At 64.0% G+C, this 20639-nt stretch carries 13 protein-coding genes, 1 tRNA gene and 1 pseudogene; 10 read left to right on the forward strand and 5 right to left on the reverse strand.

Annotated elements, in window-relative coordinates:
• Window positions 1-145: 145 nt before the first annotated feature.
• Complete coding sequence (locus tag ON058_RS09930) at window positions 146-4366, forward strand: hypothetical protein (RefSeq protein ID WP_274668894.1); 4221 nt, start codon at window positions 146-148, stop codon at window positions 4364-4366.
• Between the two features lie 51 nt (window positions 4367-4417).
• On the opposite strand, the pseudogene ON058_RS09935 reads toward ON058_RS09930, so the two are convergent.
• Together ON058_RS09935 and ON058_RS09940 are read right to left on the reverse strand one after the other, a co-directional pair.
• Window positions 4418-4603 (reverse strand): annotated as a pseudogene (locus tag ON058_RS09935) (FmdB family zinc ribbon protein); the annotation flags it as partial.
• 10 nt (window positions 4604-4613) lie between these two features.
• On the reverse strand, window positions 4614-5237 hold the full coding sequence (locus ON058_RS09940; protein WP_274668895.1) for a 5-formyltetrahydrofolate cyclo-ligase: 624 nt from the start codon (window positions 5235-5237) through the stop codon (window positions 4614-4616).
• Window positions 5238-5347: 110 nt separating this feature from the next.
• On the opposite strand from ON058_RS09940, the gene glp reads away from it, so the two are divergent.
• From glp to ON058_RS09955, 3 genes are read left to right on the forward strand one after another with little or no spacing between them, the layout of a single operon-like run.
• Window positions 5348-6553, forward strand: a complete 1206-nt coding sequence (glp, locus tag ON058_RS09945; protein WP_274668896.1) for a gephyrin-like molybdotransferase Glp — start codon at window positions 5348-5350, stop codon at window positions 6551-6553.
• A 5-nt stretch (window positions 6554-6558) separates the two neighbouring features.
• Entirely contained in the window at window positions 6559-7134 is a 576-nt protein-coding gene (locus ON058_RS09950; protein ID WP_274668897.1) for a GNAT family N-acetyltransferase, read from the forward strand.
• Between the two features lie 52 nt (window positions 7135-7186).
• Window positions 7187-8287 carry a hypothetical protein gene (locus tag ON058_RS09955; RefSeq protein WP_274668898.1) on the forward strand — a complete coding sequence of 367 codons (1101 nt, stop codon included), beginning with the start codon at window positions 7187-7189 and terminating at the stop codon, window positions 8285-8287.
• A 97-nt stretch (window positions 8288-8384) separates the two neighbouring features.
• Here the strand turns inward: ON058_RS09955 and ON058_RS09960 are convergent, their stop codons facing one another.
• From ON058_RS09960 to ON058_RS09970, 3 genes are all read right to left on the reverse strand, one after another.
• Entirely contained in the window at window positions 8385-9728 is a 1344-nt protein-coding gene (locus tag ON058_RS09960; protein ID WP_274668899.1) for a glycosyltransferase family 4 protein, read from the reverse strand.
• Window positions 9725-11983, reverse strand: a complete 2259-nt coding sequence (locus ON058_RS09965; protein ID WP_274668900.1) for a glycoside hydrolase domain-containing protein — start codon at window positions 11981-11983, stop codon at window positions 9725-9727. Before ON058_RS09965 ends, ON058_RS09960 begins: the two co-directional genes overlap by 4 nt.
• Window positions 11984-12196: 213 nt before the next feature.
• Window positions 12197-12838: an HdeD family acid-resistance protein gene (locus tag ON058_RS09970; RefSeq protein WP_274668901.1), complete on the reverse strand. Its 642-nt coding sequence runs from the start codon at window positions 12836-12838 to the stop codon at window positions 12197-12199.
• A 178-nt stretch (window positions 12839-13016) separates the two neighbouring features.
• Between ON058_RS09970 and ON058_RS09975 the strand changes: the two genes are divergently transcribed.
• From ON058_RS09975 to ON058_RS10000, 6 genes are all read left to right on the forward strand, one after another.
• Window positions 13017-13092 (forward strand) — tRNA-Ala (locus ON058_RS09975).
• A gap of 153 nt (window positions 13093-13245) precedes the next feature.
• On the forward strand, window positions 13246-14814 hold the full coding sequence (locus ON058_RS09980) for a type I restriction-modification system subunit M (RefSeq protein ID WP_274668902.1): 1569 nt from the start codon (window positions 13246-13248) through the stop codon (window positions 14812-14814).
• Entirely contained in the window at window positions 14811-15281 is a 471-nt protein-coding gene (locus tag ON058_RS09985; RefSeq protein WP_274668903.1) for a hypothetical protein, read from the forward strand. Before ON058_RS09980 ends, ON058_RS09985 begins: the two co-directional genes overlap by 4 nt.
• Window positions 15281-16297 carry a virulence RhuM family protein gene (locus tag ON058_RS09990; RefSeq protein ID WP_274668904.1) on the forward strand — a complete coding sequence of 339 codons (1017 nt, stop codon included), beginning with the start codon at window positions 15281-15283 and terminating at the stop codon, window positions 16295-16297. Before ON058_RS09985 ends, ON058_RS09990 begins: the two co-directional genes overlap by 1 nt.
• Window positions 16294-17541, forward strand: a complete 1248-nt coding sequence (locus tag ON058_RS09995; RefSeq protein WP_274668905.1) for a restriction endonuclease subunit S — start codon at window positions 16294-16296, stop codon at window positions 17539-17541. The genes ON058_RS09990 and ON058_RS09995 overlap by 4 nt, the downstream gene beginning before the upstream one ends.
• Entirely contained in the window at window positions 17534-20638 is a 3105-nt protein-coding gene (locus ON058_RS10000; protein ID WP_274668906.1) for a type I restriction endonuclease subunit R, read from the forward strand. The genes ON058_RS09995 and ON058_RS10000 overlap by 8 nt, the downstream gene beginning before the upstream one ends.
• Window position 20639 lies beyond the last annotated feature (1 nt).

Here is a 20639-nt window from a genome sequence, read left to right on the forward strand (position 1 = left end):
AGTGGGCGCGCACTGTCCGGATTTTTCCTCAGATGGCTCCATTCGGTTGTTTTAGTGAACTAAGACAACCAAATGGAGCCATTTGACGGTTCTGGGAGCGGCGTGGTGGTCCACCCTGAGCCGTGGTCCTAGGTACCGTAGGACAGTGGTGGACTTCATCGGGCGCTCCCTAGTCGCGGACGCACTTCAAGAGTGGCGAGAGCAACTCCAAGCGCGCGCGACTGTGTCCCCGCTGCGAGACCTGGTCGCCACCCAGGCGGACCTCATCGACCTGCGCCACTCCCACCCCTCAGGCCTTGCGCAACTGTTCGCGGCACGCCCCACCGCGTTGACCTCGCTGGTCCGCGAAGAACAAGCGGTCGAAGGCGCGTTGACCAAGGGCCGCGCCATCATCGACGAAGCTGAACGAGTCAAGGCCGCGACCGGCGCCTGGACAGCCGCGCTCGCTGTGGGCACCGCATGCTGGCGCGAAGCCAGTCACGACGTTGAGATGCCGATCCTGTTGCGCGCCGTGGAACTGGACCGGCATCGCGAACGTGACCTGCACATCACGCTGCGCAACGAGATCTGGATCAACCCCGTGATCGTGTCCCTCCTGCGTGAGCGGGCCGCGCAAGCCGGCTGGGAGAACCCGCCGGCGCTGCCGCAGATCACCCCGGGACGCGACTTTGACCCACGTCCGCTGTGGGACGCGGTCGGTGACCGCAGCGACCTCCTGGGGGACACACTCGAGGTGCGCAACCGCCTCATCCTGGGCGCCTACGACGACCCCGAGCAGCGCCTCCTCGACGACCTTGATGACCTGGACTCCGTCATCGGCGCCTCACCCATCCTGGCCGCTGCCGCAGGGGACCGCGACGCTCTCGCCACCCTCAGCGAACCGCTCCCGGCTTTCCCCAAGGGCGACCGGGACCCGTTCGGCGAGCGTGGCATCGGCGATCTTGATGACGTGACGTTCGCGGCGCTGGATCTGATTGCGACCGGTCGAGACGTGTTCCTGGGAACCCCTCCCGGTTCGGATGCGATTGGTATCGCGGCCGCGATCGCTGCCGACGGGGCGGCCTCCGGCAGGACCGTCGCTGTCGTGGGTGGTCAGGACCGGGCCCTGCACAATGTGGGACGCAAGCTTGCGGAGTGGGGTGCTGGCGACATCGTCGTGGACGGTACGGAAGCGGCGTGGAACACCAGTGCGCGTTCGCGGCTTCTGGAAGCGATCACGATGGGCACCCCGCAGGTGGACGATGCCGCTGTTCGCACGTCGGGTGAGGCGCTGGTGCGTGCCCGTGCCGACTTGCACCGTCGCTTCGATGCCCTGCACCGGACGTACCGTCCGTGGGGCGTGAGCGCCTTCGAGTCGGTCCAGGCCATTGTGCGGATCACGACCGCTGACCCGGCGCCGCAGACGTCGACGCGGTTGGGGGCCGATGCTGGCGCCATCGTCGCGGATCATGGTTTCGCTTCCGTGTCCGCGGCAATCGCACGGGCGTTGGCACCCGAGGACGCCGACGAGGCGGCTGTCGCGAAGCAGGCCGATGCTGCCGCCGCGGTGACACGCGATGACGACACGGAGCCGTGGTGGTCAGGGCACGCTGAGGAAAGTGAGGGCGCGCGTCTCGATGAGGCGCTTGCGACTTTCTTGGGCCGTTCCGTTCCCAAGCTGCGTTCTGAGGCAGCGATCGCTGCCCACGAGACCGGTATTGACGAGGCGAACTCGTTGGCGGTGTGGGCTGATCAGGTGCAGATGTTCGCTGACCTGCGCAGCATCCTTGAGACATTTTCGCCGGCTGTGTTCCACCGTTCGCTTCACGACCTGGTGGCGGCATCCGCGCCGCACAGTTCACCCAAGTATGTGGACATTCCGCGGCGGGACCGCCGTGCCTTGATGCGTCGCGCGGTGGAGTTGCTGCGCCCGGGTCGCGGCAAGGAGCACATCCACGAAGACCTGGTGAAGGCTCACGATCTTGCACTGCGGTGGCGGTCCCACTGTTCCGCTGGCGGCTGGCCCGTGGTTCCTGACGACTACGACATTTTCATCGACCGCATCGAAAAGGCGCAGGCGGAGTGGGACACCATCGCTGACGTGGTTGCGGCCGTCGCCGATGTTGATGACCTCGCCACGCATTCGTGGGAGGAACTGGTCGAGACGCTTGATCGTCTCGCGCTGGGCGTGCCCGGTTCGCTTGAGTCGTCCGATGTCGACGACCTCGACATTGATGTCGACAGCGGCGGGTTTGCCGCGTTGGTCGCTGACTTGCGTGCGCGTGATGCGTCGGGTGTGCAGATTCGCCGCGACTTGGAGTTCGCCTGGTGGGCTGCCGCGTTTGACAGCATCGTGATGGCGGACCCCACGTTGACGGAGTACGGCGCCATCGGTGCTGCTGTCGAGGAGTTCCGTAAGCGAGATCTGGATTTCTCTGCTGCGCGGGTGGGTCCGCTGATGCGGGCCGCTGCGGAGCGGCGTCGGAGTGCGATTGCGCGCCACCCTGATATGGCACGTGACCTGTTTGCCGCCCTCGTGGAGGGCAAGGATGCCTCGTACAAGGAGTTGTGGCGCGACTTTGCGCCGTTGGTGACGTCGTTGCGTCCCGTGGTGTTGGCGAAGGCCGAGCAGGTCTCGCACCTGGCGCCGTCTTCGCTGTCCATTGATGTGGCAGTGGTGGTGGCGGGTGAATCCCTCGCTTTGGCCGAGTTGGTGCCCACGCTCGCCCGCGCCAAGCAGGTTGTGGTGTTGGGCGACGCGCACGCGGCAACCCGGTCCGCGATCGCGGCGCTCGCGACGCTGTTGCCGCAGGTCACGTTGCATGCCATGGCTCAGCCGCGCGATCCCCGTGTCAGCACGGTGTTGAGCGAGATTGCGTACGGGCGTGCCTTGCCCACCCAGCCTGCGGCGCACGGCGCCGGTACGTTGCGCGTGGAGTGGGTCACCGCTTCCGGACAAGTAGCCGATGCTGCAGGCGAGCAGCCTGGCGCCTCCACCTCCGCTGCGGAGGTCAGGGCGGTGGCCGCGTACGTCGAGCAGCGGATGGCGGCGGGCAAGCACCGCAGCCTTGCGATCGTCACGGGATCTGTGGTGCATGCCGAGGCGGTGCGTGCGGAACTCGAGGCGCGTTCCGCGAAGCTGTCCGCTGCCGTAGAGATTGAGCCGTTGGGTGAAGTCGCGGGGATGGCCGCACACGAAGTTGTGGTGTCGTTGGGCTACGCCCGCGACGAGGACGGCAACCTGCCTCCGCATCTGGGCGCGTTGTCCGAGCCGTGGGGTCGCCAGGCCGTGGTCCAGGCTCTGGTGGCTTCGCGTGAGGACGTCACGATCTTCTCGACGCTGAGCGTGGACGACCTAGGGGAGTGCGGTGCTTCCGCCGCCAGTGGCGTGGAGGACTTCCGTGAGTTGCTGCGGGTCTCCGCGTCAGCTCCTGTGGCGCCGGAACGTCCAGAGCCCGCCCCCAGTGACTGGTTGTTGGCCGATGTTGCGCAGCGTTTGCGCCACGAGGGCTACAAGGTGCGTGTGCGCTACGGCAAAGCCACTGACGCTATCCCCATGGTGGTAGCGGGGCCACACGAGCGTGACTACAGCGTGGCGATCGTGACAGACGAGGCTTCCAGCGCGGGGTCAGTGTCGTTGCGTGACCGGGTCCGGTGGCAGCGCTCTCAACTGGAGCGACTGGGTTGGACCGTGGTGCCGTTGTGGACCCTCGACGTGTTTATGGACCCCGACTCCGCGGCCGCCCAGGTCCGTGCAGCATTGCCGGAGAACGACCCCAGCCCGCAAGTCGAACAGGGAAGCCTGGACCTTGACCTGCCAGAGCCACCGGTGGACTACCCGGAGGTGGAGCCCGAAGCAGTGCCACAGCGGCCAGAACCAGAACCGATGACCTTGGGACTGAGCACCATGATGGTGGAGTCCGCGATTGATGCGGCTTCTGTGCCCTTCGACTTTGAGGCTGAGGTGGAGACCGTGCAGGAGCAGGACGAGGCCGGCGAGGTCGGCGAGGTCGGCGAAGCCGGTGAAGTCGATCAGAACGTAGAACCGGATGCCGATGCGGCCGCGGTTGACGACGGCGAGCCAGAGGACTCCGAAGGAGACGCAGACGGAGAGGCGGATCCAGAATCCGACCCTGACGCCGGAGCTGAGGATGTCGAGACTGAGGACTTCGATACCGAGGACGTCGAAACTGAGGACGCCGATGACCCGCAGCCTGCCAAGCCGGAGCCAGTGGTGAAGCCCACGAGCGCATCGGCCCGTGCCGCCGGTGCTGACCGACCGCTGATTCCTACGCGTGCGTGGGAAGACGAAGACGCCGGTTGGGGTGGGGGCAGTTCAGGGTCGCGTGATGACGACATCCTGCGGGAGAAGCCACCGCACTGGTAAACGGTGGCCGCGCGTCCGGTGAGGACTTGGACTGTCCGGTCAGGACTTGGATTTGGCGGCGGCCCGCGAGTCCGTCCGGTAGAAGCCTGAACCCTTGAACGTCACACCCACGTTGCCGAACACGCGGCGGAGCGATCCAGAGCAGGCGGGGCAGGTGACGAGCGCGTCGTCGTGAATCGACTGCACCTCGTCAAAGCGGTGGTCGCAGTCGCGACAGGCATACGAGTACGTGGGCATGGGCCGTATTCTACGCGGGCAACGAGGTGATCCCTTGTGGCGTGATGACGGCGTTCACGGGGCGGTCGTGAGACTCGCGCGGCAAATGGGTGCCGTCCACATGGAACTCCGAGGTAAACGTCAACGCCACCACGGGCGCTTCCGGACGTGCTTGGGCCAGGGCACGGTCGTACCAGCCGCCACCTTGGCCCAAGCGCGTGCCGTACTGATCGACGGCAAGCGCGGGCACCACCACGACATCGGCCTGGGCGAGCGCCTCACTGGGCAGGAACGTGCCGGACGGCTCCGGAGGGCGGCCCGGAGCGCGTTCTACTAGGTCGTCGGAACTGACGTAGACACCCCATCCGCGCTGAAGTCCGTCACCCAGGCACGGCACCAGGACGGTGATGTCACGTTCGTGGAGGGCCTCGATCAGGGGCAAGGTTCCCGGCTCGTGGGGCCGTGAGGCGTAGACAGAGACACAGCTTGCTGCCTGAATGGAGGGCAGTTGGAGGACCTGATCGCGGAGTTGGAGCGCGAGTTCCTCATTGCGACGCACGGAGCGGTGGAGCCTTGCCTTCCGTACCGACGCCCGCAAGTGCGCTTTGGCGTCCTCAGGAGCTTCGACGTGACTATGGCTCGGCTGCGAGGTCATGCCCACCATTGTGTCAGGTTTTCGTAAACGTTCGGTATCGCCAGCGTCACGCCAACGGCGAACAGCGCGGCCACTTGCTCGGGCAGGCTGGGGGCGCAACAATGCCAATCGTGACTGTCAGAAGCCTCACCGACCATAAGCGTGCGGTGAGTGCTGCGCTCGCACGCAACCCTGCTCTCGATGTGTTGATCGCCGACGCGGTGGGCGGCACCCTCGCCGAGGACATCATCGCCCCACGCGACCTACCCGCCGTTCCCGTGGCCGCATGTGACGGCTATGCGGTGGCCAGTGCGGATGTGCAGAGCGAGTCCACCACCCTCGTGGTCTCCCACGACGTGAGTTTCGATGATCGATCACCTCGCACCCACGTCCCTGGAACAGCCGCCCGGGTGCCGTCGGGCGCGCCGCTGCCGCGGGGAGCCGATGCTGTGGTGCCGTCCTCGCGGACGGACCTGGGGGTGGCGCGCGTCGCGATCTCTGGTGCGGTCGACAGCGGCCAGTACGTGACGGGCGCAGGCGCGTATGTGCGCGCAGGAACCGTGGTCGTCGACGCGGGCACGCAGTTGGGGCCGCGCCAAGTGGGGGTGGCGGCAGCATTGGGTCGTCCCCGCCTCACGGTGCATCCCGTGCCGCGCGTGGTGATCCTTTCCGTGGGTGATGAGCTCATTGATCCGGGCGCTCGCCGGCCGGGCGGCGGTGTTCCGGATGCGAACAGTCACGTGTTGGCGGGCCTGGTGAGGGAAGCCGGTGCACAGGCGTTCCGGGTGGGACCGGTGCCGGATGAACCCTTGGCGCTACGCCGTGCGATCGAGGATCAGTTGGTCCGTGCCGACGTGCTCCTCACCACAGGTGGATTGTCGGGCGGCCCCCGTGACACCGTGCCGCAGGTCATGCAGCGCCTGGGCTCGTTCGAGTTGGTTGACGTCGCGCTCTCTCCCGGTGGCCGCCAAGGGTTGGGAGCCATCGACATGGGTGACCGTCACATTCCCGTGGTGTCGCTGTCGGGCACCCCCGCAGCAGCCGTGGTCGGGTTTGAGGCATGCGTGTGGCCCGCCCTACGGGACATGTGTGGGTACGCGCAACGTGAGCGCGACACCTACATGGCGACCGTGGGGGAGCCGTGGACCGCGACCGAAGGTGCCGTGACCGCCACTCCCGTACGCATCACCCGTCACGACGGGGGACGCATCGCGGAGGCGCTCGGCGACGGGTCTCTCACCCTCGATGCGCTCGCCCAGGCCGACGCCCTCGCGTGGACCGGACCAGAAACCGGCCATGTCGAGACCGGCATGCGCATCCACTGTTCTCGCTGGTAAGACCGATGCGACCACAGACACTGACGCGGGGGCCCCTGGAAGTTCGGCCGCTGTCACGCGGAGACGAACTCGACTGGATCGACATCCGCCAGCGCAACCGGCGCTGGCTCCAGCCGTGGGAGGCGACCACCCCTCCCGGTAGTGCCCCAGCATCGGCTTCCTTCGCCACGATCGTGCGCCGGGACCGCAAACAATGGCGCAACGACACGGGGTACCCCGCGGTCGCCACCTTCGATGGTGATTTGGTGGCGAGGGTGTCGATCTATGGCATCCAGTGGGGCGCTGCGCGGTGGGGGTCGCTCGGATATTGGATCGACGAAGGGCATGCGGGGCGGGGCATCGTCCCCACGGCGGTCGCGATGCTGTCATCGATGGCCTTCGACCGTGGGCTTCACCGGCTCGAAATTGCGGTGCGTCCCGAGAACGAACGATCTGTTGCTGTCGCCCGCAAACTGGGGTTCGCCGAGGAAGGAATGCGGCGCTCCTATCTGTTCATCGACGGGCAGTGGCGGGACCACCTGATCTTTGCTCGGACTCAAGACCAGCCCCGGGTGGGCCGATATTGGGGGCAAGGCCACTGACACGCCGCGCGCCTGCACGCTTCCATGCGCGCGTGGCCGTACCGTCGTCCCCATGGTGCCCGTCGGAATTCTTGCGATCATCGCCCTTGGCTTGGTGGTGGCATACGTTCTTCCGCAGCGCATCAAGGAGCGCGGCGACTACGCCCTTGTCCGGACAGAGGACCGTTACAGCGCTCAAATGCGCGTCGTGAAATCCTCTGCCGAGCGCCTAGAGAAGGCCGCGACCCGCCCCTCGACCGACTCCGGACAGGTGCCGCTCCTCTCCACGGGTGCCGTGCGTGCCCAGCAGGTCAGCGAGCAGGCCGCAGCCCGTGTCGCGACCCGTCGAGCCGAGACTCAGTCCCGCCCCGCAGGCCCCCTTGACCAGGCTGCCGTGTTTGCCCAGCGTGAACGCCTCCGTGTGCGCCGGGACCGCGCCGCTGTGCTGGCGGAGCGTGCCGCACAGGCGCGCCGCCGCCTCGTTGTCGCAGGTGGCGCCTTGGTGATTGCCCTGGTGAGCTGGGGCTTTGTTGCTTTTGCTGCCGCTTCTCCGGTTATCGGCATCATGTCGACCGGAATGCTGGCGGGTGTTCTGGGTGCGGGAGCTCGTGCCGCCGCATCCCAGCGCAAGGCGGACGAACGCATCATGATGGTGTCCCGCGAGGTCGAAGCCGCCGCCACCGCGACGCAGGCCCTGCGTGTGGTGAGCCGTGAACGTGCCGCCGGCCTGGAAGTCGAGCCGTCAGATGTCGCCACGCAGGCCATTCGCATCGTGACGTCCGAAGACTTGGCCCCGCTCACGGCCCCGGCCCCTGTCGCCGAGGACAAGCCCGCCGCATCGTCGACGGGTAAGCGAGCGGCGGAACAGTCGGCCGCATGGTCGCCGCGCGAAATGCCAGCCCCGTCATACACGTTGAAGCCCACGGTGCGTCAGCGTGAAGCCCGCCCCATTTCTACCCAGGACTATGACGCAGCACTTGCCCGTGCCCGTCGTTGGGGTCAGGCTCGCGAGGAGGACGCTGCCGCATCGGCTCCCCTCGCGACCGGTGTTGCTACCTCCGCTACGGGCGTCGCTACCGCAGGTGTTGCGGCGAGCGAGCCCGAGACGGAAGCCGCCACCACGACTGCGGCTCTGGACGCGATCCTTGCGCGTCGCCGCCGCGCCTCGGCCTAAAGCTTTCCCGCCAAATGGCTCCATTTGGCTGTTTTAGCTAGCTATAACAACCAAATGGAGCCATTTGACGGTGAACGGGGGGGGGGGGGAGGGGTGGCTACCGGTGCGCGGGGAGGTTGCCGGTGAGCCGGGTCTGGCCCGCGAACTCCATGAGCCGATCAAAAACCCGCTCGCGGTCAAACTGCAGACCAAACTGCCGTGCCCGCTCGCGATGTGAGGCGCGTTGAGCGTCCGACATCCCCAGTACAGCCTCATCGAGCGCCCCCGCGATCGCGTGCGGTGCATCCACAGGCACCATCAACGCCGTGCCGCCCACCGCTTCCGGAATGCCGCCGGTCGCGCACGTGATGACGGGCCCGCCCCCGGCGAGCATGTTCTCCACGAGGGCGATGCCGAACGTCTCCGTGAACTCCGGGCGCGGCTTGGACGGCAGGACGTACGCGGCACAGCCGGCCATGAGGTGGGGCTTTTCTTCATCGCCCACGTCGTCCAAGAAGGTGATGCGGTGGGAAGCGGCCGATGCTGCGGCGTAGTCGCGTAGGTGGGCGGCATCGGGTCCTCGTCCGGCGATGATGAGGCGCCTTGAGTGTTGCGTCATGGATGCCGCGTAGCCGTCGATGAGGTCCTCGACCCCTTTGGCGGCGCCTAGACGGGACAGGAACAGGATGTAGCTGCCTGGGGTGAGGCCGCGGGCTTGGAGCATGGTCGCCGTGACGGCTGGGTTGAGGGCGGTATAGGCCGAGGTGTCGATGGCGGGGTAGGAGACCCCCACTCGTGCGGCGCACTGGGCGGCAAATGTGGTGCTGTGCTTGGCGTCGATGGATGCGGCCGCTTCAACGATGACTTGCTTGGTGTACTCCGACACCGCGACGCAGTGGTCCTGAGCCAAGTAGCTGGACAAGACGTGTGCGGCGGCGCCAAAACGGTCGTCTTCGACGCACGCGCGCACCACATCGGTGACGTCGGACCCAACGGCCTCCGCAATGGTGGTGACGTTCACCGGGAGCCCGGTGGCGTGGGCTGCTCGCACAGCGTCGGTCACGGCGATGGTGTGCGGTGAGAGGTAGAGCGACACGCATACGGTGGGCACGCCGTCCGTGAACAGCTCGATGAGGCGCCCGGTGAGGCCAGCCTGGTAGCGGCCGTCCGGAATCTTGTATCCGCCCACAGGGCCGGGACGCTCCACCGTGATGCCAGGCGAGTACGGCAACACCGTGTCGAGGGGCTTCAACGGTAGGCCAGTCTGTTCCAGCCGTTCCAGCGGCCACGTCAGGATCCGGACATCGTCAAAGCCGCGCGTGAGCGCCACCTCCGCGAGGTTGCGTGCCTCTCCCGAGTGGCCACAAATCACAGGATCCGCACGCACCACGATGACGAGCCGACGCTGGGGTTGGGTCTGCTGGAGGGACCCGGGCCGATGCTGGGGCTGAGGAGCGGTCATGACGTGACCTCCGATCCGGCTGAGGAGTCCGCCGTGGGCTGCGTTGGGCTGGGCGGCGTTGGGCTGGGTGGGGTCCACGACGGGGGGCGGTGTGCGTGGCCCCAGTCGCTGGGTTGTGGGCCGAGTGTGAGGTGGAGCCTGCCGCCTTCATGCAGTGAGGCGGCGTCGATCCACGCGGCGGTCAGGGGCTGGCCGTTGAAGCTCGCGGATTGGATGTACTGCACCGGCCCGCCCGGGACGGGTTCCACAAACCCCGAGGTATCGATGCTGAGGGTGCCGTGCGCCATCGCCACGGTCGCGTAATGGAAGGACGGCGGGTGGATCAGAAACACCGACTGGCCCGCGACCGGGAAGATCCCCAGCGACGCCCACACATACCAACTGGACAAGCCCCCAGAATCGTCATTGCCGGGCAGGCCGCCTCGGCCCGTCCCGAACTGCTGGTTGACGATCGCGTGGACAACTTCCGCAGTGCGATCGGGCCGGCCCGCATAGTGGTACGCCCACGGTGCATCCATGTCGGGCTCATTGTTGAGCCCTTCAAAACGTGCCAGCGCGTAACCCTGCGCCATCTCCTCCGCGGACGGGTTGACCCCCGGCTGGGCCACGGCATCGGCCCCCATCCCAAAGAACTGATCCAGAAGGGCCACGAACGCTTCATCACCACCACCCAGGGCGATCCGCTCCGCCATCGTGTGCAGCAGCCGGAACGAGTAGTTCGCGGCGGTGCCCTCGTAGAACGTCGAGTCCACGAGCATGCCATCGTCCCCAAATGCGGACGTCCAATGCTGGGCCAAGCGCTCAAACTCTGCCGCCAGGGCATCGTCCCCCACCAGGCGTGCGACCGCGGTGGTGCACCAGTATCCGTACGCCAAGTCCAAGGTGTGACTGATGGGATGCGTGACTCCACGCAGCAGGTAGTCCTCGCCGTAGGTCCGGCGCAGGTCTGCCGCTAAGTGCACGAGCGCCCATTCCCAGTCGATGCCGGGCACGCCCAGCCGCGCCAGGTCCGCCAGGAAGGTGTGCGCCAACGCGGAACCCTGCCGCCCAAACCTGTCCGAGCCGCGCGCCATCCGGTAGCCGATAGGCAAGTTGCCCTCTTGCTCGCAAATAGTGAGCAGCGCATTCGCTAACTCGACAGCCCGCTCGGGCGCCAGTGCCGTGAGCAACGGCAGTTGGGTGCGATAGATGTCCCACATGGTCGAGATGTCGAACACCCATGGACCCTTGGTGGGCCAGAACGGGCTTTCGTCCGCGGCAAACGACGGTTTGATCAGCGAGTGGTAGACGGCGGTCGCGAACACTTCCCGGCGCTCGCGGTTGTCGGTGTGGACGTGGATGCGGTTCACCATGGAGTCCCAGGCGGCGCGCGTCTGCGTGACACGGCGGTCGAATGCGGGAGCAGCCGCGCCACAGTCACGTTCCAGGTTCTTGCGCGCCTGTTCCACACCCCGCAGCGAGAACCCCATGCGCAGCTCCACCTGCTGGCCTTCGGTGGTGGGGCCGGCCCACATGAATCCGAACGGCCGCAAGGTGGTGGGCCGGATGTGATCGAAGGCCAGGGTGGAGCCGCCGGGCATGAGGCGGCGGTCGTACCACAGCAGTTGCCGCCAGGTTTCGACATCGCATTCGATGTGAACGGCCAGCGGGGCGCCTTCCACCACGATCTCGCCTTGCACCACGCCGGGCTCCACGGACTCCAGGTGGGCGCGCAGTGGGACGGTCGCGCCATAGGGAATGGCCAGGCCGCCCATGGACATGTCCACCACCACGCGCGCGTCCGGGTGGGCGGGAAAGGTGTAGCGGTGGACGGCGCTTTTGGGGCCTACCGTGAGTTCCGCGACCACACCGGAGTCCAGGCGCGTTCGGTACCAGCCGGGCGTGGCTTCCTCATCGGACAGCGCCCAGGTGCGCCCCAGGGCGTCCAGCGACTCCAGCATGGGGGTCACGCGCATGTAGTTGTAGTACTTGCGGATAGCGCCTGTTCCGGACTGCTGAAAATGGGTGAAGCCGCTGGCGACGAGTGACTGGTGAATCTGCTCCGGCACGCCCTCCGTTGACAGGTCGTACAGGCCGTAACCCGTGGGGTACGCCCCCGAGTAGGCGGCTGCACTCACCATCCCCAACGGATGCGTTGCCCCCGGATGAGTGTTGCCGATCAGCGGCTTGGGAGCCCACCACGTGGCCGCCAACCCAGACCGTGGCGGCAAGTCCGTGACATCCACACCGATGAACGGATCCACATGGTCCAACATGCGCACCTCCCGTGCGGGGCCGGCGAGGATGCGCCGTCACCCTATGCCTGTGACGGTAGGCGGCTCGCGTTCCAAGCGCATTTCGGGAGTGTGAAGGTTCGCTTAACGCACTGAAGGGCCGATGCCCAGGTGCAGCGCCGTATGGCGGCCCGGGCATCGGCCCTCCAAAGAAAGACCAGAAGCGGTGAGGTGGTTAGCCCTCGATCACCGTGGTTAGCCGTCGATGACCGTGTGGTGGGGGTCGGCAGCGTTGCTGGACTCGCCCACCTTGGGAAGGTTCCTGCCCAACGCGAACGCCTGTACCAGGCCCACGATGCCGATCAGGATGAATGTCACACCGGTCATCACCACCAGCGCCAGCGCGCTCCACGACGGCACCACAATCACCACCAAACCAGCAAAGATGCCCAGGCCGCCGCGAATGTACGCGCCGGTGGCATGCTGTGAACGGCCCGCCTGCGCGAGCGTCGCCACACCTTCAATGATCCAGCCCATGCCGATCAAAATCACCACGATCAGCGTCAGCACACCTGTGGCCGCCGCCAGGTTCTTCAGCATCAGCACGCCGCCCAGCAGCAAGAAGATGCCCACGATCATGTTGAGAATGCGGAAGCCGCTGGACACGTCACGGGAGAAGATCCCAGTCGCGGTGCGCACCATGCCGGTCACCACAAAGAAGATGCCCGCAAAGACCGCCAACACTGACAGCGACTTGCCCGGCCACACCAACAGCGCAATACCGATGGCAACACCCACACCGCCCAGTACACCCATCGTAATGCGTGCAGCGTTCACCGCACGGCGGGTCAACTGCTCCGGATCGATCGCAAGATCATCGTTGAACGGCATCGACATCAGTTCCTCCTGGAGTGTCCGTGGGGCCTACCGTCAGCCTAGTGGCGGCGGCCGATGCGACCCGGGAGGCGCGTAGGTGGCCATGGGTGTGTGGTGGGGAGGCGCCTGACGGCTTGTGGCGGTGGGGCAGGGGTTGTGTGGCGGTAGCGTCCCAAGTGGTAATCTGTCTGAGCATTCTGGGGCTGTGGCGCAGTTGGTAGCGCGTCTCGTTCGCAATGAGAAGGTCAGGGGTTCGATTCCCCTCAGCTCCACCAAGATTTTTCTTATCTGCCAAGGCCGGAACCGTCAGGTTCCGGCCTTTACTTATGCACGGCACGGCAGCCGTGCCGTGTCAGTGCTTGTCGGTAGCGTTGCTTCATCACCCCACGCAGGAACTGTCGGGGCGCGCGCGAAGGAGAGCACTGACCTTGACCCCTACGACTACGGAAGCGCAGCGGACTGAGCTTCATAAGACCATCTGGCGCATCGCGAATGATCTGCGCGGCAGTGTGGATGGTTGGGACTTCAAGACGTACGTGCTGGGCATGTTGTTCTACCGGTTTATCTCGGAGAACTTGACGGCGTATCTGAACCGTGGAGAGCACGCGGTGGGGGACACGTCGTTTGACTATGCGCATCTGGACGATGCCCAAGCGGAGTTTGGGCGTGAGGAGACGGTGAGGGAGAAGGGTTTCTACATCCTGCCCTCGGAACTGTTCCAGAACGTCCGCCGCAACGCCCCCCACGACCCGAACTTGAACGAGACGCTTGAGAGCATCTTCAAGGACATTGAAGGCTCTGCGTTGGGGCATGACAGTGAGGGCGATCTGAAGGGGTTGTTCGACGATCTAGATGTCAACAGTTCCAAGCTGGGCAACACGGTGGCCAAGCGCAACGAGAAGCTGGTGAAGCTGCTCGATGCGATTGGGGAGTTGCCGTTGGGGAACTTTGGGGACAACTCCATTGACCTCTTTGGGGATGCTTACGAGTACCTGATGCAGATGTATGCCTCCCAGGCAGGCAAGTCCGGTGGCGAGTACTACACGCCGCAGGAGGTCTCGGAGGTCCTTGCGCGCATCACGGTTGCGGGTAAGTCCAGCGTGAACAAGGTGTATGACCCGGCGGCGGGCTCTGGTTCGCTCTTGCTGAAGTTCGCGAAGGTGCTGGGTACTGAGAACGTGGGTGGGTTCTACGGTCAGGAGATCAACCTGACTACGTTCAACCTTGCGCGTATCAACATGTTCCTTCACGACGTGAACTACGAGAAGTTCTCCATCGCCCACGGTGACACACTGCTGGACCCTCAGCATTGGGATGATGAGCCGTTTGAAGCGATCGTCTCCAACCCCCCGTACTCGATTAAGTGGGAGGGGGACGCCAACCCGCTGCTCATCAACGATGAGCGCTTTGCTCCGGCGGGGGTGTTGGCTCCTAAGTCCAAGGCGGACCTGGCGTTCACCATGCACATTTTGTCGTGGCTGGCCGTGAACGGTACTGCGGCGATCGTCGAGTTCCCCGGTGTGTTGTACCGCGGCGGTGCCGAGGCAAAGATCCGCAAGTATCTGATCGACAACAACTATGTGGATGCCGTCATCCAGCTACCGCCAGACCTGTTCTTTGGAACCACGATCGCGACTTGCATCATCGTGCTCAAGAAGTCCAAGCGGGACAACTCGGTGCTGTTCTTGGATGCGTCACAACAGTTCACCCGTGTGGGCAACAAGAACCGCCTCACGTCCAAGCACCAGCAGTTTGTGCTCGACACGCTCGCTGCGCGCGAGGACGTGGCACACATGGCGGCATTGGTGGGCAACGATGCGATTGGTGACAACGACTACAACATCGCCGTGTCCAGCTATGTAGAGGCGGAGGACACCCGCGAAGAAGTGGACATTGTTGAACTGAACGCGGAGATCGCCCAGATCGTGGCCCGCCAGGCGGAGCTCAGGACTTCGATCGACGCGATCGTCGCGGATCTTGAGGGGGGAACCGAGTGACCATGGACGCGGAGCAGGTGCGGGAGGGATTCCGCAACGCCTATCTCACTGTGCTGCAACAGGACCGCGATCTCTTGCTGTGGGATTCCAGCGAACGGTCCTTGACCCACCGCTTGGCCGTCTACCTGGAGCGGGAGTTCCCCGGCTATCACGTGGATTGCGAGTACAACAGGGACCGCGGTGGGTCCGCACGCAAGGTGCTGAGCGACGCGCAGGGCACGGGCCGTGTGTTCCCGGACATCGTGGTCCACCGGCGCGGCGGGGACGACAACGTGCTGGTGGTCGAAGCGAAGAAGTGGGGTCGCGACGGCGACAACGACATCGCACGCTTGGAAGGGTTCCGGCGTGATTTGGGTTACCTGTACGGGGCGTTCGTGGAGTTCCCGGTGGGGCCGTCCGTTGATGACCGCATGCCGGGCAAGGTCCGTTTCCTGGGGGAGAACGGGCAGCTTGAGGACTTGTTCTGATGACTGAAAGCGCGAACGGCGAGATTGTCCTGTACCAACGCGAGGATGGTTCTCCTGGCATTGAGGTGCAGGTTGAGGGCGGCACGGTGTGGCTGACCCAGCAGCAGATCGCTGACGTGTTTCAGACCTCGCGCGAGAACATCACGATGCACTTGCGCAATGTCTACGACGAGGGCGAACTCAGCGCTGAGGCAACTAGTAAGGAATCCTTACAAGTTCGAACCGAGGGTGCCCGGCAGGTCAAGCGCTCTGTGCTCCTGTACAACCTGGACGCGATCATCTCTGTGGGTTACCGCGTCAAGAGTGCGGTGGCTACGCGCTTCCGCATCTGGGCCACGGACCGTCTGCGTGAGTACCTGGTCAAGGGTTTCACCATGGATGACGCCAAGCTCAAAGAGTTGGGTGGCGGCATCTATTGGCGTGAACTGCTGGAGCGCATTCGGGATATCCGCAGTTCCGAGAAGGTCATGCACCGTCAACTGCTTGACCTGTATGCCACGAGCGTGGATTACGACCCTTCTGCGCAGGACACCAAGCAGTTCTTCAGTGTGGTGCAGAACAAGTTCCACTTTGCTGCGCACGGTCATACTGCCGCGGAGGTGGTGGCGGAGCGCGCCGATGCTTCTCAGCCACACATGGGCTTGACTAACTTCAAGGGCGAACGGCCCCACAAGTCGGAGGTCTCGGTAGCGAAGAATTACCTGACCGAGGCTGAACTGAAGCGCCTCAACCGCTTGGTCTCCGCATACTTTGATGCGGCCGAGTTCAGGGCCATGAGCCACCAGCCCACCTACATGAAGGACTGGCTGGAACACTTGGACCGCATGTTCACCGCCATGGATGCGGACGTTCTGGACAACGCGGGCACCGTCAGCCAGGCGCAGGCCAAGCAGGTTGCCGAGCAGGCGTATGAGGACTTCCGCCATACAGCCGATGCTTCGGAGGCCGCCGTAGAACGCGCCTACCTGGACGCGGTGAAAGACGCGGAGCGCCGGATCGAAGGGGGCAACAAGTGAGCCGGATCGATGACCTGATTGCTGAGCACTGTCCTGATGGCGTGGAGTTCAAGCCGCTTGGTGACATCGCAGCTTTGGTTCGTGGGAACGGAATGCCTAAGTCGGTGCTCACCGATGAAGGTGTGGGCGCTATCCACTACGGTCAGATCTACACCCGCTACGGGGTGTGGACCGAGACCACGTTGTCTTATGTAGCTCCTGAGACGGCGGCGCGGCTCGCTACTGCTGAGCCGGGGGACATCATCATCACCAACACAAGTGAGAACATCGACGATGTCTGCAAAGCCGTCGCCTGGCTGGGTTCATCTCCAATCGTGACAGGGGGCCACGCAACGATCATTCGGCACAGCCTGGACCCCAAGTACCTGTCCTACTGGTTTCAATCTCCTGGGTTCGCCAAACAGAAACGTGCGCTTGCGACCGGCACAAAGGTGATTGATGTCTCGGCCAAGCAACTACACAAGGTCCGGGTACCGGTGCCGCCGCTTGAGGTGCAGCGCGAGATCGTGCGAATCTTGGACAAGTTCACTGCGCTAGAGGCGGAGCTGGAGGCGGAGCTGGAGGCTCGGCGGACGCAGTATGCCCACTACCGTGATCAGTTGATCCAGGCGGCGGATGCCACCGCGCCGTTAGGTCTCCCTATCGCGGAACTCGCTGGCGATGGCTACTTCGGAGATGGCGATTGGGTCGAATCGAAGGACCAAGACCCTAGCGGGGAAGTGCGCCTAACGCAGCTCGCCGATGTTGGAGTTGGAGAGTTTCGGGACCGCAGTGACCGATGGATGCGGCAGGACCAGGCTGCCCGGCTCAACTGCACTTTGCTGAAACCTGGAGACATTCTGATCGCGAGGATGCCGTCGCCATTGGGCCGCGCGTGTCAGGTACCCGACGGAGTTGGTGCGGCCGCAACGGTGGTGGATGTCGCCATTCTTCGATCGAGCAGAAGCGATGTAGTTCCCCGGTATGTCATGCACGCGCTGAACTCGCATCCCGTCCGGAAGCAGATGCTCGCATTTCAGAGCGGCGGCACTCGGCAGCGCATTTCCCGAACAAACCTTGGGAAGATCTTGGTCCCTCTGCCGACGCTGCATGAGCAGCGTCGGATCGCTTCGGAGCTTGACGAGTTCGATGCGCTGGTGAACGACCTCAGTGTTGGTCTCCCTGCGGAACTCGCGGCTCGGCGCAAGCAGTATGAGTACTATCGCGACAAGCTGTTGACCTTCAAGGAGGCGGGTCGTGACTGAGGCACCTGCACGCAAGTACGACCCCATCGCGGTGTCCTCAGAAAGCACCGTGGTCGCCGAGTATGAAGCGGAGCCAGCAGCATCGGCCGCCTACCAATCCGAGTCCGCCCTCGAACAAGAGTTCATCCGGCTCCTGCAAACCCAGGCCTACGAACACCTGCCCATCACGTCAGAGGCTCAACTCGTCGCCAACCTGCGCGCCCAGTTGGAAGCCCTCAACGTCATCGGCTTCACTGACTCAGAATGGGAACGGTTCTTCGCCGCCAGCATTGCCGGCAAGAACGACGGCATAGTTGAGAAAACCGTCCGCATCCAAGAAGACCACGTCCAAGTCCTCAAACGCGACGACGGCACCACCAAAAACATCACCCTGCTAGACAAGACGAACATCCACAACAACCGTCTGCAAGTCATCAACCAGTACGAGGTAGACCGCGGCGAAGGCGGCGCCAACCATGCCAACCGCTACGACGTCACCGTCCTAGTCAACGGCCTGCCCATGGTGCACATCGAACTCAAACGCCGCGGCGTGGACATCCGCGAAGCGTTCAACCAAATCAACCGCTACCAACGCGACAGCTTCTGGGCAGGCTCCGGACTGTTCGAGTACGTGCAACTGTTCGTCATCACCAACGGCACCCGCACCAAGTACTACTCCAACACCACCCGCAACGCCCACCTCAAAGAGGCTTCGAAGCCAGGCAAGGGACGTAAAACCAGCAACAGTTTCGAGTTCACGTCCTGGTGGGCCGATGCCCAAAACAAGCCGATCACGGACCTCACGTCATTCGCGAAAACCTTCTTCGCCAAGCACACCCTGCTGAACATCCTCACCCGCTACTGCGTCCTCACCGCCGACCGCCTACTGCTGGTCATGAGGCCCTACCAAATCGTCGCCACCGAACGCATCCTGCAACGCATCGACGTGTCCACCACGCCAGGCAACAGCAAGCCGCTCGGGACCGTCGCGGCAGGTGGCTATGTGTGGCACACCACCGGCTCAGGCAAAACCCTCACGTCGTTCAAAACCGCGCAGCTCGCATCAAAGATGGACAGCGTGGACAAAGTGCTGTTCGTTGTGGACCGCAAAGACCTCGACTACCAAACCATGCGCGAGTACGACCGGTTCGAGAAAGGCTCGGCGAACTCGAACGCCTCAACCGCGGTGCTGAAGAAGCAACTCGAGGACCCAAACGCACGGATCATCATCACCACCATTCAGAAGCTCGCCAACTTTGTCAGCGCAAACAAAGGGCACAGCATCTACTCGGGGCACAATGTCCTGATCTTCGACGAATGCCACCGCTCCCAGTTCGGAGACATGCACTCCGCGATCACCAAGGCATTCAAGCGCTACAACCTGTTCGGCTTCACCGGCACACCCATCTTCGCCGCGAACGCAGGGTCCAGCGGAAGCCCAGGCATGCGGACCACCGAACAAGCCTTTGGCCACAAACTCCACACGTACACCATCGTGGACGCCATCACCGACAAGAACGTGCTGCCGTTCCGCATCGACTACGTCAAGTCAATCCGCGTAGGCAACGTAGCCGACGCCCAAGTTCCTGCCATCGACACCGAGCGTGCGCTGCTGTCCTCCCAACGCATCAGTGAAATCGTGAAGTACACGCTGGAACACTTTGACCAGAAAACCAAGCGCGCCATCAGCTACGAACACTCCGTAGTCACCAACGTTCCCGCCTCCACACGCACCCGCAAACAAGCCGGCGCCATCAGCGAACGCAAGCGAGTCCGCGGCTTCAATGCCATCTTCGCCACCAGCTCCATCGAAGCGGCAACGCGGTACTACTTTGCCTTCAACCACGCGCAGCAGGACTTGCCGGCGGAGCGGCGGCTCAAGATCGGGATGATCTACTCCTACGGCGCCAACGACAACCCGGACGACACCAGCCTTGCCGAGGAATCCTTCGACGCCCTCGCTTTGAGTCGTGATGCGCGCACCCAACTTGAGATCGCCATCAACGACTACAACGGCATGTTCGGCACCAGTTACGACACCAGTGCGGACAAGTTCCAGAACTACTACAAAGACCTCTCGCAACGGCTCAAGAACCGTGAACTCGACATGGTCATTGTGGTCAACATGTTCCTCACCGGATTTGACGCCACCACACTGAACACGTTGTTCGTGGACAAAAACCTGCGAGCCCACGGCCTCATCCAGGCATACTCCCGTACCAACCGCATCCTCAACTCCGTCAAGACCTACGGCAACATCGTCGCGTTCCGTGACCTCCAAGAAGAAACCAACAGCGCTCTAGAACTGTTTGGCAACAAAGACGCTCGCGGCATCGTCCTGCTCAAGCCCTACGGCGACTACTACACGGAGTACGCCAGCAAGGTCATTGAACTGCTGGACCGCTTCCCGCCCGGACAGCAGATCATCGGCGAAGCTGCCCAGAAGGACTTCATCGCGCTTTACGGCGCCATCCTGCGCCTGGCAAACATCCTGACCTCATTCGACGAGTTCGCGGGTAACGAGATCCTCACCCCCCGCCAAAGCCAGGACTACCGCAGCGACTACCTAGACCTCTACGCCGAGTACCGGCGCGTAGGTGACGCCGACAAGGAAGTCATCAACGACGACGTTGTCTTCGAGATCGAACTGATCAAACAAGTCGAAATCAACGTGGACTACATCCTCATGCTGGTCGACAAGTACCGGGCCAGCAACGGCGACGGCGACGACAAAGAAGTACAAGCCGAAATCTCGCGTGCCGTGGACGCCAGCCCCTCGCTACGTAACAAACGCGACCTGATCGAAGAGTTTGTGCGAAGGGTCAGCGGCGATGGAACCGTCGACGACGAATGGCAAGCCTTCATCGCAGCGCGACGCGAATCAGAACTCGAGGCGATCATCGCGGACGAAGGCCTGCGCGCCGACGAGGCCCGTGTGTTTGTCGAAACCGCCTTCCGCGACGGCGCGCTCCGCACCACCGGCACTGCGATCACCCGAGTCTTGCCGCCGGTCTCCCGGTTCAGTCCGGACGGGGGACACGGGGAGAAGAAGCAGCGTGTCATTGAGAAGCTCGGAAACTACTTCGAACGGTTCTTCGGACTAGGGAAGGCAGAGTAAT

Origin of the sequence: Demequina sp. B12 (assembly GCF_028823635.1) — a bacterium.
Taxonomy (GTDB): domain Bacteria; phylum Actinomycetota; class Actinomycetes; order Actinomycetales; family Demequinaceae; genus Demequina.